The organism is Streptomyces sp. NPDC060184, from assembly GCF_042728795.1.
Classification (GTDB): domain Bacteria; phylum Actinomycetota; class Actinomycetes; order Streptomycetales; family Streptomycetaceae; genus Streptomyces.
In genome coordinates this window covers 36,519-61,137 of the sequence record NZ_JBHWYX010000018.1, presented here as the reverse complement: position 1 = coordinate 61,137, position 24,619 = coordinate 36,519, and the positions used below count along the sequence as shown (strand labels likewise).

Below are 24,619 nucleotides of genomic sequence, written 5' to 3'. Positions count from 1 at the left end.
CAGAAGGACTGAACACCATGTGTGGAGCAAAGGCCGGCGGCCCCGACGCTTCGACCATCAAGCCCGGCGAGACGACGATCCAGGGCAGCGTGACCCGCGACGGCGAGCCCGTCACCGGCTACGTCCGCCTGCTGGACTCGACCGGCGAGTTCACCGCCGAGGTCCCGACCTCGGCGACCGGGCAGTTCCGTTTCTACGCGGCCGAGGGGACCTGGACGGTCCGCGCGCTGGTCCCGGGCGGCAGCGCCGACCGCACCGTCGTCGCGCAGACCGGTGGCCTCTCCGAGGTGGCCATCGCCGTCTGAACGACGTGAGCCGCTGATCGGTGCGGCACCGGCGTGCGCCGGTGCCGCACCGTTGAGGCAGGGCCGGAGGGCCGCACCCCGGGGGTTGGACGCCCGTGACGGAAATGGGGTGCGGCCCTTCGTGCTGCCCGGACGCCGACCGGCGCCGATCGACGGCCGGCGCCGATCGACGGCCGCGGGCCTACTCTGGAGGCATGTACGCCCGGCGCCGTCGCGGCTATTTCCTGCTGATGGGCGGATGCGTCGTCCTCTTCGTGTCCGCCTGGGCCTTCGTGCGCCTCTGGTCCGTGCCGGTCGCCGTGGGCATGTGCGTGGTCGCCATGGTCATCCCGCCGATCGCGGCGATGGTCGCCAACCGCCGTGGCCCCGACGACCGCTGGTGGGACGAGCATCCATCGGGGGACCCGGAGTCCGACGAGTGGTGGGACGAGCTGGACGGCAGGAAGCGGCGCAAGTACGACCGTTGAGGCCGCTTGCGGGGTGACGCCCCGTCAGTACACCAGCGCCTGCGTGCCGTCCGCCATGGCCTCCTGGACGAAGACCTGCGCCCCCGCGATCCGTACGCCCTCCAGGACGTCCCGCTCCGTGATGTCCCGCCGTGCCGCGCACTGGGTGCAGAGGGTGATCCGTCCGCCCGCCATGATCGACTCGATGAGGTCGGGCAGCGGCGCGGCGTGCGGGAGTTCGAAGTCGGCGGCGCGGCCGGGCAGCGCGAACCAGGCGGACTCCCCGGTCAGCCAGAGGGAGACCTCCACCCCGCTGGCGACGGCGACCGCCGCCACCGTGAACGCCTGCGAGCACCGCTCGGCGGAGTCGGCCCCTGCGGTCACCTTGATCACGAGCTTCTTCGGCATATGCCGAACTGTAACCGGCGGCCGTGCAACCTCTTCTGCGACCTGTGGGTCAGCTGTGTGCGCAGGTAATTGGAACCGGCGCTTCAGGTCTCTTATGGGGGGACCCTTTTGGAACCGAAAGACACCAGTTCCGGCGATGCGGTCGAGTCGCCGGACGTACCGCGCGCCGCGGACACCGGTGAGCACCTGACCCCGGCCGATGCTCCCGCGCCCGTCGCGCCCGCCGCACCGGAAGCCGCCGTACCGGACGCCACCGCCGTACCGGCCCCGGAAGCCGTGACCGAGCACGCCCCGGACGCCCCGGACGTCGCCGAGGAAGCCGCCCCGGACGCCGTCCGCCGCCGCCCGCGCGGCCGTACCTCGCTGATCGTGCTCGCCGCCGCGGTGCTCGGCGTGGTCATCGGCGGTGCCGTGGGGTACGGCGTGCAGGCCGACCGCGACCCGACCCCGCTGGGAACGCTCGCGCAGGCACACCTCGCCTACCCGGCGAAACCGCTCGCGGCCGACGAGGTCCCCGACCCGCTGCCGGCCTCCGAGGACCGCCGGGTGAAGACGGACGGCGACCTCACCAAGATGCTGGTGAGCCCTCCCGAGGGCGCCGAGAAGGACGACTACTTCGGCAGCGGCTGGATCGGCGTCTCCACGTTCTCCACCTGGTACGAGAGCCCCGACTACATGTTCAGCGAGCTGGCCGGAGCGGGCGTCCGGCGGATCGCGCGGCAGTCCTGGCTGGAGGGCGACCGCGAGACGAAGATCGATCTCGTGCAGTACCGCTCCGACAGTTTCCTCGGGGCCGAGGACCACTTCGACGGTCAGATGGAGTACCTGCCGGAGGAGGACGGGGCCGGCAACGAGGGCGACCCGATCAAGGGCAGCCTCGAGGGCCGCTACTTCCTCTACCCGGTCGACCGCGAAGAGGGGTACGAGCCGATGTACCAGGCCAGGGCCATCGCCGTGCGCGGGGACATCGTGATGGACGTCGTGGTCTTCGACACCGAGCCGATCAGCAAGAAGACCATCCGGACTCTGGCCGAGCGCCAGTTGGAGCGGCTGTGACCGACGAGAAGAACGAAGCCGTGGCCCCGGAAGAGAGCGCGGAACCGGCTCCGGAGGCGGCGCCCGGGACGACCGCTGAGGCGGCTTGCAAGGCGACCGTGGACGCGGCTCCCGCAGCAGCTCCCGAAGCGGATCCGGAGACGGCCCCGGTGGCCCCGGCGCGCACCGGCCGGGTGATGAAGGCCGTGCGGTACGTGGTGCCCGCCGTCCTCGTGCTCGGAGTGATCGGTGGCGCCGGCGCGTACACCAGGACCACCGTCGACTCGGCGGACCGCACGGCGCCCACCACCCTCTGGACGAAGGAGGAGGCCAGGGACTCGCTCGCGCAGCAGAAGGGCGGAACCGACCGGGGCAGAGCCGCCCGGACGGGCCGTTCCGACACCGCGCTCAGCAAGCTGCTCCTGCCGGCGTCCGCGCCCTGGGAACTCGGCCCGGACATCGGCAAGCTGAGCAACGACAACGAGGTCAGCGGCAAGGAGGCGGCGGCAGCCGTCAAGAAGTCGATCCCCGGCCTCGCGGGCAAGGAACGCCGCGCCTACGAGAAGAGCGTCGACCGGCTGAAGATCCAGGGCATGGCCCAGCGGTCCTACGCGATGGTGGCGATGGATTCCAGCCAGGTGGCCGTCATCGGGATCCTGAGCATGAAGGACACCGCGGCCGTCAAGAACCTGTGGGTCTCCAACACCGGGCTCATGGACGCGGCGGGCGTCTTCCGCAAGGGGCCGAAGGTCGAGGACCACAAGGAGGCCCGCTGCTTCCGGGCCCCCAAGACCGACACGAAGCTCGACGGCGTGACCTGCGTGGCCTACGAGGGAGAGCTGTTCGTCACCGTGGCCGTCGACGGCGCGGAGCCGATGGACATGTCCGTCGTCGCCGACCTGGTGAAGGACCAGCTCGACCACATCAAGTCCCCGGGGAAGTACATATGACCGAGCAGACGGTGACCCCTGAGCCCCAGAAGGTGACCCCGGAGCCGGAGAAGGGGACCCCGGAGCCGGACGGACCCGCACCCGTGGAAGCCGCACCGGCCCCCGCACCCGACGACGCCGCACCGGCGGACCCCGTACCGGCCGCAGCCGCCCAGGCGCCCGCCCCCGCGGACCTCCCGCCGATGCCCGCCGTGGCGCCGGTGGTGCCCGCCCCGGACGGCCAGGAGCCTCCCGCGCGCCCGCGCAGGCCCCGGCGCGTCCTGCGGGCCGTCGCGCGCTGGACGGTCGCGGTGCTGGTCCTCGGCGCCGCCTCCACGGGCACCGCGTACCGGATCGCCTCGATGGAGCGGACCGACGTGCCCGGCCTCTCCACCGTGAGCGACGGACGGTGGGAGTACCCCGCCCTCTCCCTTCCGGCGCTGCCGCCCGGCAAGGGCCGCCCCTTCGACAGCTCCAACGACGCGGAGATCCACTACGCCGACGTGCGGGACCTGCTGCTGCCCGCCCCGGCCGGATCGGTGCCGGACAAGAAGCTGACCGGCGGCTGGGTGCCCTCCTCGCTGTTCGTCTCGGAGTTCGCCGAGGACAGCCGGAGCCACCTCACCCAGGTGCTCCGGGACTCGGCGCTGCGCCACACCGCGGCGCGCGGCTGGACCATGCCGGACGGCACCTCGTCCCGGATCTATCTGCTCCAGTTCAACTCGGTGGGCTTCTCCACGGCCCTCGGCGACGAGCTGACCGGCTGGGGCGACGACCAGCCGCTGCTCGACGGCACCACCGGCCTGGAACTGGACGAATCCTGGCCGACCGCCCCGATGCCGGAGTACGTCCAGCCCAACGTCTTCACCGAGTCGAAGCCGTACGAGAAGGAGCACACCCGGGTCGCGTACGTCGTCGCCGGGGACACCCTCGCGGTGATCGTGCAGTCCCACGAGGGCGGCGGGGAGACGGCGAAGGTGCCGTTCCAGCAGACGGTGATCCTCCAGGACCAGCTGCTGGGCTGAGCGCCGGGCCCCGCGCCGGCGGGCGCCGGCGCGAGGACCTGAACGAGAGAGCCGGGCCCCCACCCACTAGGCTGGGGCCCGGCCCTGTATGGGCGCCATTGCCGCCATTCGCTCATGACGAGGAGCTCCCGTGCTTGAGGCATTCTTCTCCACCCTGCTGGTCCTGGTCTGCGTCGGCGTCCTCGCTTTCGCCGCTGTGACCGTGAAGAAGCTGTACCAGGGCCAGCGCTGACCCTCGTCGACCTCCGCCCCTCCCTCACAGATCGCCTGAGCCGCTCATGATCTCGATTCCGTCCGACCTTCACCGGGACCTCGTCCCGCTGGCATTCCTCCTGGGCAACTGGGCCGGCGCGGGCGTCGCCGACTTCCCCGGCGACGAGAAGTGCAACTTCGGCCAGGAAGTCTCCTTCAGCCACGACGGCCGTGACTTCCTCGAATACGTGTCGCACTCCTGGGTGCTCGACGCCGAGGGCAACAAGGTCCGGCCGCTGGAGTCGGAGTCCGGCTACTGGCGCATCGACAAGGACCGCAAGGTCGAGATCGTCATGGTCCGCGACCAGGGCGTCGTCGAGGTCTGGTACGGCGAGCTCGCCGACCAGAAGCCGCAGATCGACGTCGTCACCGACGCGGTCGCCCGCACCGCTGCCTCCGGCCCGTACAGCGGCGGCAAGCGTCTCTACGGCTACGTGAACAGCGACCTCATGTGGGTCGGCGAGAAGGCGACCCCCGACGTCGAGCTGCGCCCCTACATGTCGGCGCACCTCAAGAAGGTCGTCACGCCGGAAGAGGTCCAGGAGATGGCGAAGAGCCTCGGCGACCTCCCGGACGACGGCATCGCCTTCTTCAAGTAGGCCGCACCTCCTTCCAGCAGGCCGCACGTCCCACCGGCGGCCGGCACCGCGCCGGACAGGCCCACGCCCCCGCGGGGCGTCCCCCTTCGTACCGGGGGATGCCGCGCGGGGGCGGCCGTACACTGGCCCCGTGGTGAGCACCGACTGGAAGACCGATCTCCGGCAGCGCGGTTACCGGCTCACGCCGCAGCGCCAGCTCGTGCTGGAGGCGGTCGACGCGCTGGAGCACGCGACGCCCGACGACATCCTCTGCGAGGTGCGCCGGACCGCGTCCGGGGTCAACATCTCCACCGTCTACCGGACCCTGGAGCTCCTGGAGGAGCTCGGGCTGGTCAGCCACGCCCACCTCGGCCACGGCGCCCCCACCTACCACTTGGCCGACCGCCACCACCACATCCACCTGGTCTGCCGGGACTGCTCGGACGTCATCGAGGCGGACACCGAGGTGGCGGCCGAGTTCACCGCCAAGCTGCGGGACACCTTCGGCTTCGAGACGGACCTCAAGCACTTCGCGATCTTCGGCCGGTGCCGCGACTGCGCCGCCGGGGCGGACCCCTCGGACGCCGAGCAGCCCTGAGCGGCCGTGGCCGCCCGGCCCCACGGCCCGGGGGCGCGCGCCGTACGCTGGTCGCATGAAGAGCCCCTTGCTGTCCCTGCCCGGCGCCGTCCCCGCCGAAGGCCGCGACGAAGGTGTCGCCGCGCACTACGGCGACCTGTTCCGTGAGCAACGCGCCCTCGCCGCCGGAGACGGGTTCGTCGACCTGTCGCACCGGGGTGTCGTCACCGTCACCGGCGACGACCGGCTGAGCTGGCTGCACCTGCTGCTCACCCAACACGTCACCGACCTCGCGCCGAACCGGGCCACCGAGGCGCTGATCCTCTCCGCCAACGGCCACATCGAGCACGCCCTCTACCTCGTGGACGACGGCTCCACGGTGTGGATGCACGTCGAGCCGGGGACCCGTGCGGAGCTGGTGGCGTACCTGGAGTCGATGAAGTTCTTCTACCGGGTCGAGGTCGCCGACCGCACCGAGGAGTTCGCCGTCGTGCACCTCCCGGCCGGTTCCATCACGGAGGTGCCCGAGGGCGTCGCCGTGCGCGAGGAGCCGCACGGCCGCGACGTGTTCCTGCCGCGCGCCGAGCTGGAGGCGTACACCGCCGGGGCCGGTCCGGCCGCGGGCATCCTGGCGTACGAGGCGCTGCGCGTGGAGGCGCACCGCCCGCGCCTGGGCTTCGAGACCGACCACCGGACCATCCCGCACGAGCTGGGCTGGATCGGCACCGCGGTCCACCTGCAGAAGGGCTGCTACCGGGGGCAGGAGACCGTCGCGCGCGTCCACAACCTGGGGAAGCCGCCGCGCCGGCTCGTCTTCCTCCACCTGGACGGCAGCGAGGTGCACCTGCCCGGACACGGCACGCCGGTCCGGCTGGCCTCGGACGGTGCGGAGGGCCGCCAGCTCGGCTTCATCACCACCTCGGCCCGGCACCACGAGCTCGGCCCGATCGCCCTCGCGCTGGTCAAGCGGAACGTCGCGGTCGACGCCGAACTGCTCGCCGGGGACACGGCCGCCGCGCAGGAGACGATCGTCGAGCCTTAGGCGACGGTGACCGGCCGGATCGTCCGTCGGACCTCGATGAGGCCGGTCGGACCTCGATTCAGGCCGGTCGGACCTCGATTCAGGCCGGTCGGACCTCGATCAGGCCGGTCAGACCTCGATGAGGACGGTGAACGGGCCGTGGTTGGTGAGCGTGACGCGCATGTCCGCCCCGAACCGGCCCGTCTCCACCCGCGCCCCGAGCGCCCGCAGCTGCGCCACGACCTCGTCGACCAGCGGCTCGGCGACCTCACCGGGCGCGGCGGCGTTCCAGGTGGGGCGGCGGCCCTTGCGGGCGTCCCCGTAGAGGGTGAACTGCGAAATGACCAGCAGCGGTGCGTTCACGTCGGAACACGACTTCTCGCCCTCCAGGATGCGCACCGACCAGAGCTTCCGGGCGAGCTGCGCGGCCTGCTCCGGGGTGTCCCCGTGCGTGACCCCGACCAGCACGCACAGGCCCTCGCCCATGATCTCGCCGACGACTCCGGTCTCCGGGGCGGCCTGGGTGCCCTCGGACACGGAGACGCTGGCGCCATCCACTCTCTGTACCACTGCACGCATACAGACCAACCTATCTTGGGCTGAACGGGTACAGAACCCCTGCGTCGGCCCCGGACGGGGTGGCACGATGCACGATGTCGGTGTGCCGACGCACCGGTCGAGGGGACGGAACAGCATGAGTACCTATGGAACGGGACAATCTCCCGGTGCCGTACCGACGACGCCCACCACCATGAGGCCGCCCGTGCAGCGGAGCGTACCGGGACCGGAGGGCGGGCCCGGGGCAGGGGCCGCGGTCGCTCCGGTGCGGGTGCCGTCCGCCGCCTCGGTCGGCTCCGTGCCCGAGCAGGGCGCAGCCCACCCGGGCCCCGAGGGGCTGGGCGCGGTCCGCCCGCAGGCCGGGTTCGGCGGGCTCCGGCTCCCCGCGCTGCGGACGCTGCGCCGGGACGCCCAGCGGGACGAGGCGGACCTCAGCTACGTACGCAGGCTGGTCCAGGGGCGCATCGACATCCTGCGGGCGGAGCTGGCGCGGCGGCAGGACCCGGAGTCCCCGGTGGTGGACCGGCTCTCGGAGATCCTCGCGGACACCCCGTCGCGCCACCGCACCTCCGCCCGGCACGTCACGCTGCGCACCCCGCGCGGCGACGAGTACGCCAGGCTGGCGGCGGAGACGCTCGCCGAGGTGGAGCTGTCCGACCTCGAAGCCCGTACGGACGAGGAGCTGCACACCGCGATGGGCAGGCTCGTCGGCTACGAGAAGCAGGTCTCACGCCGCCGTCACCAGCTCCAGCGCACGGCGGACGAATGCGGCGCGGAGATCGCCCGCAGGTACCGTGACGGAGAAGCACAAGTAGACGATCTGCTCGCCTGAGGTGATCCTTCCGGGAGCGGGTCCAGCCCCCGGAAGGCCCTCATGACCAGCAACGACGCCCTCGCCTCCCCCTCCGGCCCCGGTACGCCGGACGTCCGCCCGGTGCTCGCGGAGGTCGTGCGGTCCGGGTTCCTGGAGGGCCGCCACCGGGGCTCCCTGGTGCTGCTGGCGGCGGACGGCAGTGTGGAGTACGCGCTCGGCGACCCGTCGGCGCCCGTCTTCCCCCGCTCGTCGAACAAGCCGATGCAGGCCGCCGCGATCCTGCGGGCCGGTCTCGACCTGTCCGGCGAGCGGCTGGCGCTCGCCGCCGCGAGCCACTCCGGGGAGGACTTCCACCTCGCGCTCGTCGCGACGATGCTGGCCGAGCACGGGCTGAGCCCCGCCGATCTCCAGACCCCGCCCGACCTGCCGCTGGACCCGGTGGAGGCGGAGGCGTACCTCGCTTCCGGGCGGGTCCGTGAGCCGATCACCATGAACTGCTCGGGCAAGCACGCGGCGATGCTCGCGGTCTGCGCCCTCAACGGCTGGGACACCGCGAGCTACCTCGACCCGGCGCACCCGCTCCAGCGCCTGGTGCACCAGGTGATCGAGGAGGCGGCGGGCGAACCGGTCGCCGCGGTCGGCACGGACGGCTGCGGCGCGCCGCTGATGGCGATCGGGCTGACCGGGCTGGCGCGGGCGTTCCGCTCCTTCGTCCTGGCGGAGCCCGGTACGGCGGAGCGGCGGGTCGCGGACGCGATGCGCGCCCACCCGGAGTACGTGGCGGGCACCCGGCGGCCGGACACCTGGCTGATGCGCGAACTGCCGGGAACCCTCTCGAAGATGGGCGCCGAGGCGGTACAGGCGCTGGCGCTGCCGGACGGCCGTGCGCTGGCCTTCAAGATCGAGGACGGCTCCACCCGGGCGCTCGGCCCGGTGCTGGCCCGCGCCCTGGAACTCCTCGGCGTGGACGCCCCGGTCGTCGCCCGGGTCGGCCGGGCGCCGCTGACGGGCGGCGCGGCGCAGGTCGGCGAGGTGCGGGCGGCGTTCTGACCTGGGGCCGGGGCCGGGGCCGGGGCCTGGGGGTCTGGGGGTCTGGGGGACTGGGGGCCTGGGGGCCTGGAGTTTGGGGCCTGGGGTCGGGTGACGGCGGCAGGCGACGGAGGCCGGGCTGCGGAAACGTTCCGCCTGCCCGGCCTCCGGCGTGGTCGGCCCGGCACCGTGAGCGGGGGGAGCGGCGCGCGTCAGTCGCGGGCGACGGACCGCTCGATGAGGGCCACGGTGGCCCGGGGGTCCTCCACCTCGATGACGAGGCGGTCGTAGGTCTCGGCGTCGGCGAGTTCGATGACGACCGCCTTCTCCGGGTTCTTCACGTCCCAGAAGAGGCGTTCGCCGTGGCGGAGGAACCGGCCCGCGGTGATGACCCCCGGGAGGTAGGTGCCGCCGACCCTGATGCCCTTCCCCTCGCGGGCGATCCCGGGGTCGTGGGTGGCGCCCCGGACATGGGCCAGAGGGATCTCCAGACGGCTCTTGAGGCTCCAGAGCTTGTCGAAACCCTGGATTTCGACGGTCATCAGGCCGCCTTCGCGATCGACGGAGATCAGGGCCATGTCAGTGCTCCTTGGAGGTGGCGGGCTGTGCGCCGGGGGTGGCGGGCCGGGCGCGCAGGCGCAGCCGGGCACCGAGGACGGTGGAGGCGGTGTGCGGAGCGTCGTCGCCGTGCGAGGGGCGCAGGGCTTCCTCCAGTGCGGTGATGCCCTCCGCGACGAGGGTGGCGACCTCCGGGTCGAGCGGGGCGCGTTCGGCGGCGGCGAGGACCAGGAGTCCGGCGGCCGGGCCGCTGTCGAAGGAGGCGATCGCCGTCGACAGCGCCCGTGCCGGGTCGGTGACGGTGGCGAGCGCGGCGGTGGCCGGGTGGATCTCGTGGTCGAGGTGGTTGCGCAGCACGGTCAGGTGCAGGCCCCGCTTGGATCCGAAGACCTTGTAGAGGCTGCCTCGGTGGATGCCGGTGGCCGTGACCAGGTCGTCCACCGAGGTGCCCTCGAAGCCGTGGGCGGCGAAGAGGGCGGCCGACGTACTGACGGCCAGGTCGGTGTCGAAAGCGCGAGGTCGTCCCATGGCCAGGAGTGTAGGAATAAAAGAACGCTCGGTCAAGAACGAGTGTTCTCAAACGGGTGCGGGCCGTGGACAGGGGGTAAATGAGGGCGACACGGGGGAGCCCGCCGCCTAGCGTTGCGGTATGGGCCTGGACATACGCGTGATCACCGAGACCGAGTTCCCCGCATGGCTGATGGCCGTCCGGCGGGGGTTCCTGCAGTCCTCGACGGAGGGCCTCGAATCCGAGGCGGCCATGCGGCTGGCGCGCACCGACATCTCCCGGCTGCAGGGCGCGTTCGACGACGGGCGGTGCGTGGCGACCTTCCGGTCGTTCGCCCAGGAGCTGACGGTGCCCGGCGGCTCGCGGGTCGCGGTGGACGCGGTCACCGCGGTGACGGTCGCGCCGACCCACCGCAGGCGGGGGGTGCTGAGCCGGATGATGGCGACGGACCTCGCGGCGGCGAAGGAGCGCGGCGAGGTCGCCGCCACCCTCATCGCGGCCGAGTACCCGATCTACGGGCGCTTCGGCTTCGGCCCCGCCACCTCGCTCACGGAGTGGGAGGTGGACCTCACCCGCTCGGGGCTCAATCCCCACGAGCCGCTCGACGCCGTGCTGGACGGCGGCCGGATCGACCTCGTTGACGGGGAGGACGTACGGAAGCTGGGCGGAGCGATCCACGCCCGGCTGGCCGCCCGGCAGCACGGGGTCGTCGACCGCCCGGAGGGCTGGTGGGACCGGCACGCGGGCATCGGCGTACCGCCGCTCGACAAGTGGACCGAGCCCTTCTACGCCCTGTACCGCTCCGCTTCCGGCGTGCCCGAGGGCCTGGTCACGTACCGCACCGACGACAACTGGGACGACCGCAAGCAGCCCCGGGACAGCGCGATCGTGAGCCAGCTGATCGCGGCCGGCCCGGCGGCCGAGCGTGCCCTGTGGCGGTTCGTCTGCTCGATCGACTGGATCACCACGGTCCGCACCGGCTACCGCGCCCCCGACGACCTGCTCCCGCTGCTGCTGCCCGACCCGCGCGCGGCCCGGGTGGTCACGCACGCCGACTGGCTCTGGCTGCGGGTGCTCGACACCGCGCGGCTGCTCGCGTCGCGTACGTACGGGCAGGAGGCCTCGCTCGTCCTCGACGTCCGCGACCCCGCCGGGCTCGCCGGGGGCGTCTTCCGCCTGGACGCCTCGCCGGAGGGCGCGGTGTGCGCACCGGACACCCGGAGCGCCGATCTGACCCTGGACGTGCGGGACTTGGCCTCCGTGTTCCTCGGTGACGAGTCGGTGGAGCGGCTGGTGGCCCTGGGGCGGATCGAGGAGAACCGGCCGGGCGCGGCGGCGCTGGCCGGCGGTGCGTTCCGGACGGCCCGCCGGCCGTGGTGCCCGGACATGTTCTGAACCGGCCGCCGGTCAGGTCGTGCCGTGAAAGCCCCGCCTTCCGGGCGGACGGCGCCCCTTCCGCGACACGCTCAGTCCCGGGCGGTGCGCAGCCGGACGAAGGCGGAGTTGAGCCCCTGCTTCAGCAGGCGCGCGAGCGGGCGTTCCACGAAGCGGTGGATCACCCAGGCCAGGACGAGGAAGCCCGCGAGGACGGCGAGGAGCAGCAGCCGGGGGTCCATGGTGTCCCGCAGCCGGTTGATCAGCGTGGTCCCGATCGCGTAGTGCGTCAGGTAGAGCGGGTACGTCATCGTCCCGGCGGTGACCAGCCACTTCCAGCGGACGCGGTCGGTCAGGCCGAGCGAGATGCCCACCATGAGCAGCAGGAACGCGGTGAAGACGACCACGCTGCCGCGCCAGCTGGAGACGTGCTCGACCATGTCGATGCGGTGCCCGAGCTCCAGCTGGCCCATCATCCATGCCATGCCGAGGATGCCCCAGAGCAGCAGGTCCTGGCCGAACCGGTGCATCAGGTAGAGCGCGAGCCCGGCGATGAAGTACCAGGCGCCCTCGGGCTGGGCGACGAGGACGAGCAGCGGGAAGTGGGAGACCGGTGCCAGCATGGCGACGGCGCCCCACACGCAGCAGAACACCACGACCTTGCGGTACGTCAGCCCGGAGGCGACGACGATCAGGAAGAGCAGGTAGAAGCGGAGCTCCGACCAGAGGGTCCAGTAGACGCCGTCGACGTTCGGGACCCCCGAACCGGACTGCAGCATGGTGAAGTTGATCAGCACCTCGCGCAGCTTCAGCCGGTCCCAGACCCCCGGCACGGCGGCCAGGAACCCGGTGGTGAGGACGATGGCGATCCAGTACGCCGGGTAGAGCCGGATCACCCGCGAGACGAAGAAGTCCTTGGGGGTCCTGCCCCAGCAGGACATGCAGATCACGAACCCGCTGATCACGAAGAAGATCTCGACGCCGATCCAGCCGTACGAGGCGAACCGGAACACCGTCGGCATCAGCTCGGACGCCGGGCGGCCCCAGATGAGGTTCCCCGGCCGGTCGGCCCTGGCGGTACCGGCGTAGTGGTGGACGGCCACCATCAGCGCGGCGGCCAGCCGGATCCCGTCGATGGCGTAGAGGCGGCGCCCGGACCGGGCGGGGGTGGCCGCGTGCTTGCCGCCCGTCGCTTGGGCGGCCTGCCCGGGGAGCCCGGTACCCGTGGCGGACACCGCCTCGATCCCGGCGAGCGGGGGGAGGGGTTCCTGCAACCTGCCCGTGACCCGCTGCCGTAGGGGTATCGACAAACCGCCGTCCGCGCCGCGCATGCGTATCTGACCATCCTCATCAGGGAACTCCGGGGCGGAGCGGCCACCGGTCGGGCCAGGCTACGACCGGCTCATCGAACGGATGGGAACAAATGCGCTGGGGGTGACATGTTTCCCTCGCCGCCCGTCCGGGCGTTCCGCAGTGTTGGCCGGATGTTCACGTGGCGTCGGCGGCGGGGGCGGTGGCCGATCCGACGCGCGTCGTCGGACGCGGCCTCGGGCCGCCCGCGCGTCCGGGCGGTTATCGTGCGGGCGTGAACGGTCCGGAGCCCCGCCCCCTGCTCTTCCTCGACGTCGACGGCCCCCTCATCCCCTTCGGGGCGACGGCGCGCGAGCTCCCCGGCGGGTACCCGGTGTATCGCTCGGCCACCGGGCGGCCGGAGGACCGGGGCAACCCGCTGCTGGCCCGGATCAACCCCGCCCTCGGGCCACGCCTCCTCGCGCTGGACTGCGAGCTGGTGTGGGCCACGACCTGGATGGCGGACGCGAACCTCGTCCTGGCGCCCTGGCTCGGGCTGCCGCAACTGCCCGTCGTGGACTGGCCGGAGGACGTGGACGCGGCGGACGAACGGGGCGGCCTCCACTGGAAGACCCGCACCCTCGTGGAGCTGGCGGCCGGGCGCCCCTTCGTCTGGGTGGACGACGAGATCACCGACATCGACCGGCGCTGGGTCGCGGACCACTGCCGGGGGCACCGGCTCCTCCACCGCGTCGAGCCCCGACTCGGCCTGACCGACGCGGACTTCACGGTGCTGGCGGAGTGGGTACGGGCGCTCGGTGACGCCACCCGCGGCTGAGTCCGTGCTGCCGGAGATGGCTTCCCGCCTGCGGAAACAGCGAAGGCAGGAAGAGGAGACTCTTCCCGCCACTCTCAAGATATAGCGCACCGGGGGGCTTGCGGCAAGGCCCCCGGTGTCCCGCACAATCGCCTCTTCCACCGCTCCCGGGCCGTGCCCGTGCCCGTGTGCCCGCGTGCCCGGACGGCGGTGGCCCGGCCGGGGGACCGGCATCGCGCTTTCTCGCTCATTGGGGTGTTCATGACGGACGTGATCGTGGTCGGCGGCGGACCGACCGGGCTGATGCTGGCCGCCGAGCTGCGGCTGCACGGGGTCGGGGTGGTGGTGCTGGAGAAGGAGACGGAGCCGACCACGCAGTCCCGTGCACAGGGCCTGCACGCCCGCAGCGTCGAGGTGATGGACCAGCGCGGACTGCTGGAGCGGTTCCTGCGGCTCGGCAAGCAGGTCACCTCCGGCGGGTTCTTCGCCGGGCTCGGCAAGGTCTGGCCCGAGCACCTGGACACCGCGCACTCGTACGTACTCGCCATTCCGCAGGCCACCACCGAACACCTGCTGGCCGAGCGCGCCGTCGAGCTGGGCGCCGAGATCCGGCGGGGCCGGGAGCTGGTCGCACTGAGCCAGGACGACCAGGGGGTGACCGCCCGGCTCGCCGACGGCACCCGGCTGCGCTCGCGCTGGCTCGTGGGCTGCGACGGTGGCCGCAGCGTCGTGCGCAAGCTGCTCGGGACCGGCTTCCCCGGCGAACCCGCCCGGGTGGAAACCCTTCTGGGGGAGCTGGAGCTGACGGACTCCGCGGAGGAGGTCGGCCGGGTGGTCGCCGAAGTCCGCAAGACGCAGCTCCGGTTCGGGCTGATGCCGCTGGGCGACGGGGCGTTCCGTGTCATCGTGCCCGCCGAGGGCGTCGCCGAGGACCGTACGGCCGGGCCCACCCTGGAGGAGTTCAAGCAGCGACTCCGGCACTACGCGGGCACCGACTTCGGCGCGCACTCGGCGCGCTGGCTCTCCCGTTTCGGCGACGCGACGCGCCTCGCCGAGCGGTACCGGACCGGCCGGGTGCTGTTGGCCGGTGACGCGGCGCACATCCACCCGCCGACCGGCGGGCAGGGGCTGAACCTCGGCATCCAGGACGCGTTCAACCTCGGCTGGAAACTTGCCGCCGAGGTCAACGGGTGGGCGCCGGAGGGGCTGTTGGACAGTTACCACTCCGAGCGGCACCCGGTCGCCGCCGAAGTGCTCGACAACACCCGTGCGCAGATGCTCCTGTTGTCCACCGAACCCGGCCCCGTGGCGGTGCGCCGGCTGCTCTCGGAGCTGATGGACATCGACGAGGTGAACCACCGCCTGATCGAGAAGATCACCGCGATCGGCGTCCGCTACGACGTCGGCGAGGGCCACGCCCTCCTCGGCAAGCGGATCCGTGACGTGAGCCTGAAGCAGGGCCGGCTGTACTCCCTGACGCACGCCGGGCGCGGGCTGCTGCTCGACCGGACCGGCCGGCTCTCGGCCGACGGCTGGGCGGACCGCGTCGACCACGTCGTCGACGGCAGCGACGAACTCGACGTGCCCGCCGTGCTGGTGCGCCCGGACGGTCACGTGGTCTGGGCCGGCGACGACCAGCGGGAGCTGGACGAGCGGCTGGGCCGGTGGTTCGGGACGGCCGCCGTCGCGGGCTGAGGGCGGGGCCGGGCCGGCCGGGGGCCCGCCGGCTCAGCCGGTGATCTCCGGGTTGGCGGCCATGACGGCCTCGGCGGTGTGCCAGAGACGGGGCAGGTGGCGGACGGTCCCGGCCGCCCGCCGCACGAGGTCGTCGCCGGACGTGATGCCGAGGAGGTCGGCGACGGCCTCCCGGAACGCGGGGCGGTGGGCGTCGGCCAGCCGAGGCGCGTCGGCGGCCAGCACGGTGTGGCAGCGGGCGAAGGTGGCGACGATCCAGAACACCGCCTCGCGGTGGTCGCCCGCGTCGACGAGGGCCTGGCTCCCGTCGACGGCGATCGGCCGGGCCCCGGGCGTGAGGTCGCTGCTGAAGAAGAAGGGGGTCCTGGCCACCCGCGCGGTGGCGTCGAAGGTCACGGCGAGCGCGTCCAGATGGTGCTGGACCCGCTCGGCGGGCAGGTCCGCGCAGCCGAGGAGCCCGAGGAGCTCCGGGTAGACGCCGGGGTGCCCGTAGTCGGCGAGAACCGCGCGTGCGGCCGGGTAGCGCAGCCGGACGGTGGGGTTGCGCAGCGCGGCGGCGAGCAGCACGTGGCAGGTCACGCCGGTGGGGAACAGCCACCCCAGCACCTGCTCGTGGAAGGGCGCCGAGACGTCGATCGCGGCGAGCCGGGTCTCCACCCGGCGGCGGGCGTCCTCGCACCGGCGGCGCACCCAGGGGGCGGTGGCGTAGCGCGGCGCGACCTCCGTCAGGAGCGCGCGCAGCCGGCCGGTGGGGTCGTCGATGAGGGTGTCGGTGCGGAAACAGCCCGCGAGATGGTAGGAGCCGAGCACCGCCTGTGCGGAGGCCAGTTCGGCCCAGGGGACGTAACTGATCTCCAACAGGGCGCCCTGGTGGCGGAGTTTGCCCGCCCGGACCGGGTGGCTGTCCGCGGTGGTGGCGATGTGGACGTCGACGTCGGAGGTGGGCGGCAGCTCGGTCCCGTCCGGCAGGCCGACGGTGGAGCCGCTGAAGTAGGCGCCCCGGTAGCCCGGTTGGGACCGGGCGTACCGGTGGACCCAGTCGCTCGCGGCGGAACGCGCCTGCCCGGCCTTCACGGTTCGACCCCCTGGTGGTGTGTGCGGGGACGGTGGCCGCGGTGGCACCGGCGGCCTTCCCCCACCGCAGCGTACGTCCCGTACGCACCTCAGATGAGGGAGCCCGCCGAGCCTCCGTCCAGACGGCACACCGTGCCGTTGGCCAGGCGGCCGAGGCTCCGCAGATGGCGGATGGTGTGGAAACAGGACGCGTAGTCGATCAGTTCCTCGATCACCAGGTCCGGGTTGGACCGCTTGAGGAACTTCCGGGTGACCTCCTCCTCCCGGGCGCCCAGCTTCTCGGCGATCGCCCGTAGGTCGGCGCGTTTGCGCGCGTCGTCCAGCGGCCCCAGGACCAGGGTGGACACCGCCGCCTGCCGCCCCCGGCAGGCATCGGCCAAGCCCGCGGTCAGCAGCCGGAGCGCGGCCTTGCTCGCCGCGTAGGGGGCCGAGTGGCGGTCCGCGTGGTACATCGCCTCGGAGTTCACCACGACCACGGAGCAGAACCGTTCGGCCGGCTGCCGGTCCAGGATCTCCCGGGTGAGGTGGTACGGGGCCAGGGCGTTGACCCGCAGCATCTCCTCGGTGTCCGCGAATCCGAGCAGGGGCCGGTCGTGGAAGTCGGCGTAGTGCACCGCACTGTGCACCACCAGGTCCCAGCCGCCGTCCGCCGCCGCGGCGACCTCCGGGTACGTCTCGGGCAGCGACAGATCGGCGGGCAGGTAGGCGAACGGCACCGGCCGCTCCACGGCCGTGGCCGGACGCCGCCCCACGCCCGTCACCGACCAGCCCTCGGCGGCGAGCCGGCGGGCCGTGTCGAGCCCCAGCCCGTGGCTGGCGCCGGTCACCAGGGCGCGCCCGGGAGCGCCGTGCCCCGGCGCGTCGTACGTGGTGTCGTCAGCGGTCATCGGGGTGCTTCTTCCGGCTCACCAGCAGACCCGCCTCCGTCGCCACGAACGTGGAGAACAGCAGGGGGCTGCGCCCGACCGCCCCGGCGTACGTGCGGATGGCCCGCGCCTCCCGGTCCGGAGCGGCGTCCGGATCGCTCTCCGCGCCGAAGTCGCCGTGGGCGAAGGCGTCGTCGGCGATCAGGAGACCGCCGGGCTCCACCAGCGGGAAGCCCAGCTTGAGATAGGCCGGGTACGACTTCTTGTCCCCGTCCACGAAGAGCATGCCGACGCTCGCGCGCTCCATCCGCGCCAAGTGCTCGGCGGCGTCGCCGACCAGTACCTCGATCCGGTCGGCGACCCCGGCGATCTCGAAGTTCTCGCGGGCCAGTTCGGCCGCCGCCGGGTCGATCTCCAGGGTGGTCAGGCGTCCGCCGGGCGGCAGACCGCGGGCGATGTGGATGGCGGAGTAGCCGAAGAGGGTGCCGATCTCGACCACGTGGCGGGGACGGTGCAGCCGGGTCAGCAGCTGGAGGAAGCGTCCGGCGTTGTCGTCGATCATGATCGTCGGCATGCCGCGCTCCAGGAGCGAGCGGCGCAGCACCCGCTCCAGCGCCTCGTCGCGGTCGCCCAGGACGGCGCGCATGTAGCCGCGCGTGGCGGTGGCGGTCATGCGATCGCCTCCAGCCGGGCGTCGCCGAAGAAGGTGAAGACGGACCCGGCGGCGGGCGGGTCGGAGGGCTCGTCGAAGTCGAAGCAGGGCCCGAACAGCGCGCGCAGCCCGGGGCGTCCGGCGATCTCGTCCAGGGTGAGGTCGCGGAAGGCGAGGAACTTCTCGCAGCTGTCGGCGGAGCCCCACAGGTAGCTGAAGTTGGCGCCGGGGTGGGCCATGTACATCGGCCAGGTGAAGTACTCCACGATGTCGTCGAAGGGCACGTACCGGGAGACGCCGAACTCCTCGTCCAGCCGCCGGTACGAGTCCCGCAGCCCGCCCTCGGTGCCGCGGTGCACGTCGAGGTCGAGCCAGGCGGTCACGGCGCGCTCCACGTAGGTCCGCCGGTACTCGGCGGCGGCCAGCAGGCGGCAGCGGTCCAGCTCCGCCGCACCGCCCTCGGGGAGGGTGACGGACGCGGCGAAGGACGGGTGGTGCACCCACTTCTCGAACCACATGGAAAGGCACTCCAGCCGCTCCGGCGGAAGGTACTCCAGCCCCGACTGGTACGAGGTCCGCTTCCGCACCAGCAGATGGTTGACGGCGTGTCCGAACTCGTGGAAGAGACTGTGCACGTTCTGGAAGGTGATCCGGCCGGAGCCCCGGTCGTCGGTCCGGAAGCGGCAGGAGACGTACGCGACGGGCAGCTGCCGGATGTCGCTCCAGTCGGTCCGGTTGCGGATGCCCCGGGTGTGGTTGGCGCGCACCGATTTGCGGGCCAGGTCCCACAGGTCGAACTTGATGCCGCCGACGGGGACGCCGTCCGCCGCCACGTCCACCGCGATCAGGTCGGTGGCGGTCAGGTCGGTGCCGGACAGGCCGGGCGCGGCGGAATCGGTGCGGGTGAAGGTCAGGCCGAAGACGCTGCGGGCGACGCGGAAGATGTACGCCAGGCACTCCTCCAGGTCGAAGGAGGGGATGCGGGCGTCCTTGGAGAGCTGCTGGACGGCGTACTCGAAGTGGTCCAGCGGCCGTCCTTCCGCCGCCCCGGTCACTTCCCGGATCTCCCGCTCCAGCTCCTCGGTGGCGGTGAGCGCGCCGGAGAGGAACGTACGGATCACGGTCTCGACGGTGTCCTCGTCGGCCTTGCAGCGTTCCATGGTGCGGGCCAGCACACCGGGCAGGCCCGCGGCGGCGGCCTGCGCCCGGCGCTCCGTGATCATGCGGTCCACGACACCGGCCAGTTCGTCCACGTGCGGGGCGCGGGCACCACGCCAGGCGCGGGCCAGTTTGGCCCGGGTGGCCGGGTTGGCGGTGTTGCCCATCAGCTTGTAGAAGACGACCTGGGGGCGGGCACCGCCCACCGGCACGCCCAGCCGCTCCAGCAGGCTCTTCTGGTCCTGCTGGGCCAGGTCCGTCAGTGCCTTGGCCTCGGTGAGCAGGGCGTCCAGGCGCCGGGGGCCCTCCGGATCGTGGACGCGGGACTTGCGGAGCTGGTCGATGTACTCCAGCCGGGCCGCCTCCACCTCGGGGTCGGCGCAGTCCAGGGCGAGCAGCCGGGCGAGGATCTCGTCGTCGAGCCCGGCGTTCTCGTAGAACTCGGTGCGCCAGGGGCGGAGGCGTTCGAGGTTCTCGTGGTCGTCGACGGCCTCAAGGTAGAGGAAGACGTACGCCACGTTGTTGTAGATCGACATGATCTCGACCAGGGTGTCCTGGGTGAGCGGGGGGCCGTCCAGGACGGCCGCGAGGCGGGCGCGCATGCCCGCCAGCGACTCCTCCATCTCGATCACCCCGTCGCGCGGCGCGGGGACCCGGTGCTCCGCCGCTCCGGTGGCGGGGAGGGACTGCTCGGTCTCGGTGCTCATGGGGCGGTCTCTCCTGGGAGGGGACGGAAGAGGAAGCGGTAGAGGACGCCGGTGTAGGAGGCGCAGTACATGTCGCCGTCGCCGCCGGCGACCGGGGTGACGTCCATCGGCGTCTCGTGGTCGGGGAGGCCGAGCACCTGGCTGCTCTCCCAGCGGAACCGGCCGTCGGCGGCGCCCAGGCACACCACGTTGCCGCGTTCGCCGGTGGCGGCGAAGCCGCCGTCGGGCAGCACGGTGAGCGAGGTGTACGAGCGGGGGGCACCCTGCGGGGCGGTCCACAGCGGGGCGCGGGTGCGGATGTCGACGCCGGTGGTGGCGTCGAGCTGGGTGCCGATCGCGAGGACGCCGCCGGAGACCGCCGGACTGCCGGTGATCTTGGCGTCCAGGGCGAGTTCACCCCGTACCGCGCCGGTGCGGGCGTCGAGGAAGAGGCAGCGGCCGTCCACCGCGCACACGGCGACCTCGCCGGTGGCGTGCAGGGCGGCGGGGGTGGCGCGGACCGAGGCGCCGGCCTCGGTGCGCCACAGTTCGGTGCCGTCGGGCGCCAGGCACAGGACGTGCTCGGCGCAGGCGACGACCGCGGTGCCCTCGGCGGTGCCGACCGGCCCGGCGTAAGGGTCGCGGTAGGAGGCCGAGCCGCCGTGCGCGGCGTGCCAGGGCTCCGGCAGGGCGCGTTCGAAGACGACGGCACCGGTGCGGACGTCCAGTCCGGTGCAGCGGCTGCGGAAGGAGCTGACGACCAGGACGCCGGAGCCGGGCAGCAGGGTGGGGGTGGCGAAGACGGGGGTGTCCAGCTTCACCGACCACACCAGGCCGCCGCGCAGGTCGAAGCAGGCGATCAGACCGCTGGTGGCGGCGACCACCACGTGCCGGCCGGCGGGGGCGAGCACCACGGAGGCGTAGACCCCGCTGTCCATGCGGCGTTCCCAGTACACCTTCGACAGGTCGCGGGAGTACAGGCGTACGTGCCCGTCGTCGCTCGCGACCACCGGGCCGACGCCCGCGATCAGCGCCGGGGTGGCGCTGACGGAGACCGGGACGGTGCGGTCCAGGGCGCGGTTGCGGTAGGTCAGCATGCGGTACCCGGCCACGACCGGCTCGCGGTCCCAGCGGCGGGCGGCGACCGCGGCGGGCAGGACGTTCTTGACCGGGTCGTGGCGGAAGGCCGCGGGCGCGGGGGAGACCGTGGCGCTAGGCATGGGCGAGCTCCGGGGAGGAGGCCGCCGCCCAGTGGTCCTTGCGCAGGGCGCGGTGGAAGACGAACGCCAGGACCGCCGTCGACACCCCGTTGCAGGCGATCGCGAGGAACGGGGAGTCCAGGACGAACACCGCGTACCAGGCCAGCGGGATGGTCAGCAGGTACGTGGTGAGGGTGGAGGCGCCGAAGAGCAGGCCACCGCGCTGGTGGACCGTCAGCATCTCGCCGTGGACCGCGGAGAGCACGTAGACGGGGAGGGGCAGCAGGAAGGCCAGCAGCAGGTCGCGGGCGAGGCCCTGGTCCATCCCGGCGCTCGCGAAGGCGCCGACGGTCTGCGGTCCGAACAGCAGCAGCACGCCGGCCGTGACGGCCGTCGGGACCGCCGTGTACACCAGCAGGCGGCGGGCGACCGCGGGCAGCGGGGTCTCCCGGGATCCGACGGTGTACCCGTAGAAGGTGAAGGCACCGGCCGCACAGGCCTGCGGGACCCGGCAGAACAGGGTGTAGATCTTCGTCGCCACCCCGGCGGCGGCGACCGCCTGGACGCCGAGCGTCCCGATGAACAGGCTCGGTACGATCGCGCCCGCGTAGTCGTTGAGATGGCGGGCCCCGACACCGGGGGCGGTGCGCAGCATCGAGCGGAACTCGGCGAGCACCTCGCCCCGTTCGGGCCGGGCCGCCGCGGGCGCGCCCGCCGCCGGGCCCGGGCGCCGGTTCTGCCGCAGGAAGTACCCGAGACCGGCGCAGGCCATCAGGGACTGCGCGCCGACGGTGGCGGCCGACACCGCGGCGGCCGGTGAGGCGAACAGGGAGGCGGCGCCGGTGTACAGGAAGACCCAGTCGAGCAGGACGTTCACGCCGAGGCCCGCGCCGAGGATCAGGAACGACGCGTTCTTCATGCCGCAGATCTTCAGCGTCTCGCCGATGACGATGTACGCCAGGACGGCCGCGGTGCTCCAGGCCCTGACCTGCACGTAGTCGCCGACCAGCGGCACCAGTTCGGGCTGCTGCCCGGTGAGCCGGAGGAACGGTTCCACGCCCGCGCCCGTCAGCAGGCCGAGCACCTGGCAGAGGCCGAGCAGCGGCAGCAGCGCCCGGACCAGCACCGGCAGGCGGCGGGCGCGGGCGTTCTCGCCCTCGGCGACGGCCAGCCGGGAGGTGAAGGTGTCCACGACGCCGATGAAGAAGGCGAAGACGCCGGAGACGATCAGCTCGCCCTGCCCGACGGCGGCCACGTCCAGCAGCCCCTTGGGGGTCACCATCAGCAGGTCGACGGCCCCGAAGCCCACGGTGACGCAGCTGATCAGCAGGACCACCCAGGCGTAGCTCGCGAAGTTCCGGGTGGTCAGTTCCGTGTGCCTCGTCACCGGCCGGACTCCCCCGGGGCCGCCGGTGACGGCTGTTCCCGCAGCCGGGCGAGGGCGTCCTCGAAGTACGCGCGCGAGCCGTGCCCGACGGAGCGGGCCAGGCGCAGGCCGTCCTCCAGGAGCGGCGCGCTGTCCGGGGCCAGCCGGGCCAGCGCCTCGTAGTGGCCCAGGGCCTGCTCGGACTGGGTGGCCTTCTCCCGCATCCGGGCGGCCCGGAGCAGGTGGTGGCCGTAGTAGGGGGCGCCGAGGGAGACGGCCTTCTCGTACAGCCGGGCGGCGGCCTCGGGCTTGCCGAACCGTGCCATGACGTCGCCGAGTTCGCCGTAACTGGGCGACCAGACGGGGTCGAGGGCGATCAGCGCGCGCCCGGCCTCGACGGCCCGGTCGAGGTCGCGGGTGACGTACATGTGCTCCTTGACGGAGGACTCGTAGTACGTCTTGAGCAGGTGGAGTTCGTAGGCGCGGGGGCTGCGGGTGTACGTCTCGTCGGCGGCCTCCCGGGCGCTCTCCATGTACCGCCGGGTGGCGGCGGCGTCGCCCTCGGCGGCGGGGAGCATGGCCAGCGCGCGGTACCAGGAGGAGACGCCGCCGGAGGGCATGTCCGGGTGGTCGCGGACGAGTTCCAGGCCGGTGTTCAGGAACCACCGGTAGTCGGCCTCGGGGAGCTCCTGGCGCTTGAGGTACCAGACGACCGCCTGGGCGCAGGCGTCCAGGGCGCGGTGCGGGACGAGCCGCCCGGTCTCCACGGCCTGCCGCATCCGGGCGAAGGCGGGGGGCGAACCGGCGCCGTCGTCACGGCGGTTGGCCACCACGAACGCCAGCATCGCGGTCTCGAAGACCTCCTCGGGCGTGCGGGCGCGGGCCTCCGCGTCGGCGAGCACCAGACGCGCGGCGTCGAAACGGGAGACGCTGATCAGCGCGGCGGCCAGGTTGACCAGGGTCACCACGGGAAGGTCGGCGCGGCCCTCGACGTGCTCCGCGAGCGCGGTCATGGAGGCGGTGGGGCGGTGGCTCAGATCGGCCGCCGCCTCCGGGGAGACGCCTTCGAGGAGCGCCACCTCGGTGAGCGTGTTGGGTTCGAAGACCTGGGCGAAGACGTAGCCGAAGCGGTCGGGCCGGTACTCCTGGTACTGCTCGACGCAGGCCCGGGAGAACAGGTCGGCGCCCTCGGGGCGTGGGGTGTACTCCAGGCCGAGGAGCGTCTCCTGGAAGGTGTTCCGCAGGGGAGGGCGCCCGGCGGGGCCGTCCGCCGCCCCGTCCGCGCCCCGGCTCCGCGGGCTGTGCGGGGTCTCGTCCGCGGTCTGGTTCGTCAGCGGGCCTGGCACGTCTCGCTCCTCTTCTCGGACTTCTCTCCGGACTGCCGGGAGATCCAGCTCAGTACGTGCAGGAAGACCGCCGTGGCGCGCCCCGCGTCGGAGAGGGTGGCGTCGGACCGGTCGGACCGGTCGGCGGCGAACTCCACGAGGTCGAAGCCGATCAGCCGGTTGCCGTCCAGCACGAGGTCGATCAGCCGCAGCAGCGTGTGGGTGCTCAGCCCGATCTCCGCCGGGTAGCCGGTGGAGGACATCTCGGCCCGCTGCAGCACGTCGATGTCGAGGCTGAGGTAGATGTCGTGGCCCTGCCCGATCGCGGCGCGGAACAGGGCGGCGTCGTGGAGCTCGGGGTCGGTCAGGCAGAGCTGGCGGCCGGTCGCTTCGAGGTAGGACCGCATGGCGTCCAGGCTCCCGGCCTCCACCGTGGCGAAGGGGGAGACGCCCACCTGGACGAGACGGCCCGGCCCGACCAGGTCGGAGACGTGCGACATCACGTTGGTGTTGAAGACCGGTTCGCGTTCCGCCCGGGGGTCGCCGGGGGCGCCCTCCCAGATCTGGAGGTCGAGGTGGTGGTCGAACTGGACCACCAGGAAGGGGTCCGCCCGGCGTTCGGCGAGCGTACGGACCACGGGCAGGGTGATCGAGTGGTCGCCGCCCAGGACGCAGGGGGCGACGTCCGCCGGCAGGGCCCGTACGGCGTCGGCGATCGTGTCGAGCGCCTGCGGCAGCTCCATGCCGGTGAAGTCGAGGTCGCCCACGTCGACGATGCCGTCCAGGGCGTCGCGGCCGTGCCGGAGGGTGAAGACCCCGGGGTCGGCGGCGGCCCAGGTGTGCGCCTTGGAGAGGGTCCGCAGGAAGAAGGGGCCGTTCTCGCTGCCGCTGTGCGCGCTGCCGAGGGAGGAACCCGCCCCGAGGACGGCGGCGGCGGTGCCCGGTGGCAGGCCGTCGCCGGAGACGAGGGGGATGCCGCAGAAAGCGGTGACGGATGTGTTGCTGGGCAAGGCCTGACCCACCTCTGGTCGCGCTGCGGTCGTCCGGTGTCCCCGGCGTCCTGTGTCCCGGGGC

General features: G+C 72.8%; 26 protein-coding genes. 13 read left to right on the top strand and 13 right to left on the bottom strand.

The window, feature by feature from the left end; all coding sequences use genetic code 11:
* Positions 1-17: 17 nt before the first annotated feature.
* Both ACFWEE_RS14625 and ACFWEE_RS14620 read left to right on the top strand, forming a co-directional pair.
* Positions 18-305, top strand: a complete 288-nt coding sequence (locus ACFWEE_RS14625) for a DUF1416 domain-containing protein (RefSeq protein ID WP_030925040.1) — start codon at positions 18-20, stop codon at positions 303-305.
* 194 nt (positions 306-499) lie between these two features.
* Entirely contained in the window at positions 500-772 is a 273-nt protein-coding gene (locus tag ACFWEE_RS14620) for a DUF3099 domain-containing protein (protein ID WP_386889133.1), read from the top strand.
* 24 nt (positions 773-796) lie between these two features.
* On the opposite strand, the gene ACFWEE_RS14615 is transcribed toward ACFWEE_RS14620, so the two are convergent.
* Positions 797-1,159, bottom strand: a complete 363-nt coding sequence (locus ACFWEE_RS14615; protein WP_327176566.1) for a DsrE family protein — start codon at positions 1,157-1,159, stop codon at positions 797-799.
* A 108-nt stretch (positions 1,160-1,267) separates the two neighbouring features.
* On the opposite strand from ACFWEE_RS14615, the gene ACFWEE_RS14610 reads away from it, so the two are divergent.
* From ACFWEE_RS14610 to ACFWEE_RS14585, 6 genes are all read left to right on the top strand, one after another.
* Positions 1,268-2,215 carry a hypothetical protein gene (locus ACFWEE_RS14610; RefSeq protein WP_386889131.1) on the top strand — a complete coding sequence of 316 codons (948 nt, stop codon included), beginning with the start codon at positions 1,268-1,270 and terminating at the stop codon, positions 2,213-2,215.
* On the top strand, positions 2,212-3,144 hold the full coding sequence (locus ACFWEE_RS14605) for a hypothetical protein (RefSeq protein WP_386889129.1): 933 nt from the start codon (positions 2,212-2,214) through the stop codon (positions 3,142-3,144). Before ACFWEE_RS14610 ends, ACFWEE_RS14605 begins: the two co-directional genes overlap by 4 nt.
* A complete protein-coding gene (locus tag ACFWEE_RS14600) occupies positions 3,141-4,148 on the top strand; it encodes a hypothetical protein (protein ID WP_386889127.1) in 1,008 nt (335 codons plus the stop codon). The genes ACFWEE_RS14605 and ACFWEE_RS14600 overlap by 4 nt, the downstream gene beginning before the upstream one ends.
* 278 nt (positions 4,149-4,426) lie before the next feature.
* Entirely contained in the window at positions 4,427-4,999 is a 573-nt protein-coding gene (locus tag ACFWEE_RS14595; protein ID WP_266706086.1) for an FABP family protein, read from the top strand.
* A 130-nt stretch (positions 5,000-5,129) separates the two neighbouring features.
* Positions 5,130-5,576, top strand: coding sequence for a Fur family transcriptional regulator (locus tag ACFWEE_RS14590; protein ID WP_386889125.1), 447 nt, complete (start codon positions 5,130-5,132; stop codon positions 5,574-5,576).
* Between the two features lie 55 nt (positions 5,577-5,631).
* On the top strand, positions 5,632-6,597 hold the full coding sequence (locus ACFWEE_RS14585; protein WP_386889124.1) for a YgfZ/GcvT domain-containing protein: 966 nt from the start codon (positions 5,632-5,634) through the stop codon (positions 6,595-6,597).
* A gap of 108 nt (positions 6,598-6,705) precedes the next feature.
* On the opposite strand, the gene dtd is transcribed toward ACFWEE_RS14585, so the two are convergent.
* Positions 6,706-7,155: a D-aminoacyl-tRNA deacylase gene (gene dtd, locus ACFWEE_RS14580; RefSeq protein ID WP_386889122.1), complete on the bottom strand. Its 450-nt coding sequence runs from the start codon at positions 7,153-7,155 to the stop codon at positions 6,706-6,708.
* Positions 7,156-7,270: 115 nt separating this feature from the next.
* On the opposite strand from dtd, the gene ACFWEE_RS14575 reads away from it, so the two are divergent.
* On the top strand, positions 7,271-7,966 hold the full coding sequence (locus ACFWEE_RS14575; RefSeq protein ID WP_386889120.1) for an ABC transporter substrate-binding protein: 696 nt from the start codon (positions 7,271-7,273) through the stop codon (positions 7,964-7,966).
* Positions 7,967-8,008: 42 nt separating this feature from the next.
* A complete protein-coding gene (locus tag ACFWEE_RS14570; protein WP_386889119.1) occupies positions 8,009-8,998 on the top strand; it encodes an asparaginase in 990 nt (329 codons plus the stop codon).
* A gap of 191 nt (positions 8,999-9,189) precedes the next feature.
* Here the strand turns inward: ACFWEE_RS14570 and ACFWEE_RS14565 are convergent, their stop codons facing one another.
* Complete coding sequence (locus ACFWEE_RS14565) at positions 9,190-9,555, bottom strand: hypothetical protein (protein ID WP_386889117.1); 366 nt, start codon at positions 9,553-9,555, stop codon at positions 9,190-9,192.
* Position 9,556: 1 nt separating this feature from the next.
* Positions 9,557-10,063: a TetR/AcrR family transcriptional regulator gene (locus tag ACFWEE_RS14560; RefSeq protein WP_386889115.1), complete on the bottom strand. Its 507-nt coding sequence runs from the start codon at positions 10,061-10,063 to the stop codon at positions 9,557-9,559.
* A gap of 121 nt (positions 10,064-10,184) precedes the next feature.
* Between ACFWEE_RS14560 and ACFWEE_RS14555 the strand changes: the two genes are divergently transcribed.
* Positions 10,185-11,438: a GNAT family N-acetyltransferase gene (locus tag ACFWEE_RS14555; protein ID WP_386889113.1), complete on the top strand. Its 1,254-nt coding sequence runs from the start codon at positions 10,185-10,187 to the stop codon at positions 11,436-11,438.
* A gap of 71 nt (positions 11,439-11,509) precedes the next feature.
* Here ACFWEE_RS14555 and ACFWEE_RS14550 read toward each other — a convergent pair whose 3' ends face one another.
* A complete protein-coding gene (locus ACFWEE_RS14550) occupies positions 11,510-12,652 on the bottom strand; it encodes an acyltransferase family protein (RefSeq protein WP_386889112.1) in 1,143 nt (380 codons plus the stop codon).
* 350 nt (positions 12,653-13,002) lie between these two features.
* Between ACFWEE_RS14550 and ACFWEE_RS14545 the strand changes: the two genes are divergently transcribed.
* The gene (locus tag ACFWEE_RS14545) at positions 13,003-13,545 is read left to right on the top strand and encodes an HAD domain-containing protein (RefSeq protein WP_386889111.1); all 543 of its coding nucleotides are present in this window, start codon (positions 13,003-13,005) and stop codon (positions 13,543-13,545) included.
* Positions 13,546-13,785: 240 nt separating this feature from the next.
* Complete coding sequence (gene rox, locus ACFWEE_RS14540) at positions 13,786-15,219, top strand: rifampin monooxygenase (RefSeq protein WP_386889110.1); 1,434 nt, start codon at positions 13,786-13,788, stop codon at positions 15,217-15,219.
* Between the two features lie 33 nt (positions 15,220-15,252).
* Here rox and ACFWEE_RS14535 read toward each other — a convergent pair whose 3' ends face one another.
* The 8 genes from ACFWEE_RS14535 to ACFWEE_RS14500 all read right to left on the bottom strand — a co-directional run bounded on the left by ACFWEE_RS14535 (position 15,253) and on the right by ACFWEE_RS14500 (position 24,555).
* Positions 15,253-16,293 (bottom strand): hypothetical protein, encoded by a 1,041-nt coding sequence (locus tag ACFWEE_RS14535; protein WP_386889109.1) that lies wholly within the window; start codon positions 16,291-16,293, stop codon positions 15,253-15,255.
* An 89-nt stretch (positions 16,294-16,382) separates the two neighbouring features.
* Positions 16,383-17,180, bottom strand: a complete 798-nt coding sequence (locus ACFWEE_RS14530) for an SDR family NAD(P)-dependent oxidoreductase (protein ID WP_386889107.1) — start codon at positions 17,178-17,180, stop codon at positions 16,383-16,385.
* Positions 17,170-17,832 carry an O-methyltransferase gene (locus ACFWEE_RS14525; protein WP_386889105.1) on the bottom strand — a complete coding sequence of 221 codons (663 nt, stop codon included), beginning with the start codon at positions 17,830-17,832 and terminating at the stop codon, positions 17,170-17,172. Before ACFWEE_RS14525 ends, ACFWEE_RS14530 begins: the two co-directional genes overlap by 11 nt.
* Positions 17,829-19,676 (bottom strand): M3 family metallopeptidase, encoded by a 1,848-nt coding sequence (locus ACFWEE_RS14520; protein ID WP_386889103.1) that lies wholly within the window; start codon positions 19,674-19,676, stop codon positions 17,829-17,831. Before ACFWEE_RS14520 ends, ACFWEE_RS14525 begins: the two co-directional genes overlap by 4 nt.
* Positions 19,673-20,875, bottom strand: a complete 1,203-nt coding sequence (locus ACFWEE_RS14515; RefSeq protein ID WP_386889101.1) for a PQQ-binding-like beta-propeller repeat protein — start codon at positions 20,873-20,875, stop codon at positions 19,673-19,675. Before ACFWEE_RS14515 ends, ACFWEE_RS14520 begins: the two co-directional genes overlap by 4 nt.
* The gene (locus ACFWEE_RS14510; protein ID WP_386889099.1) at positions 20,868-22,241 is read right to left on the bottom strand and encodes an MATE family efflux transporter; all 1,374 of its coding nucleotides are present in this window, start codon (positions 22,239-22,241) and stop codon (positions 20,868-20,870) included. Before ACFWEE_RS14510 ends, ACFWEE_RS14515 begins: the two co-directional genes overlap by 8 nt.
* Complete coding sequence (locus tag ACFWEE_RS14505) at positions 22,238-23,566, bottom strand: tetratricopeptide repeat protein (RefSeq protein ID WP_386889097.1); 1,329 nt, start codon at positions 23,564-23,566, stop codon at positions 22,238-22,240. Before ACFWEE_RS14505 ends, ACFWEE_RS14510 begins: the two co-directional genes overlap by 4 nt.
* Complete coding sequence (locus tag ACFWEE_RS14500) at positions 23,551-24,555, bottom strand: arginase family protein (protein ID WP_386889096.1); 1,005 nt, start codon at positions 24,553-24,555, stop codon at positions 23,551-23,553. Before ACFWEE_RS14500 ends, ACFWEE_RS14505 begins: the two co-directional genes overlap by 16 nt.
* Between the last annotated feature and the right edge of the window lie 64 nt (positions 24,556-24,619).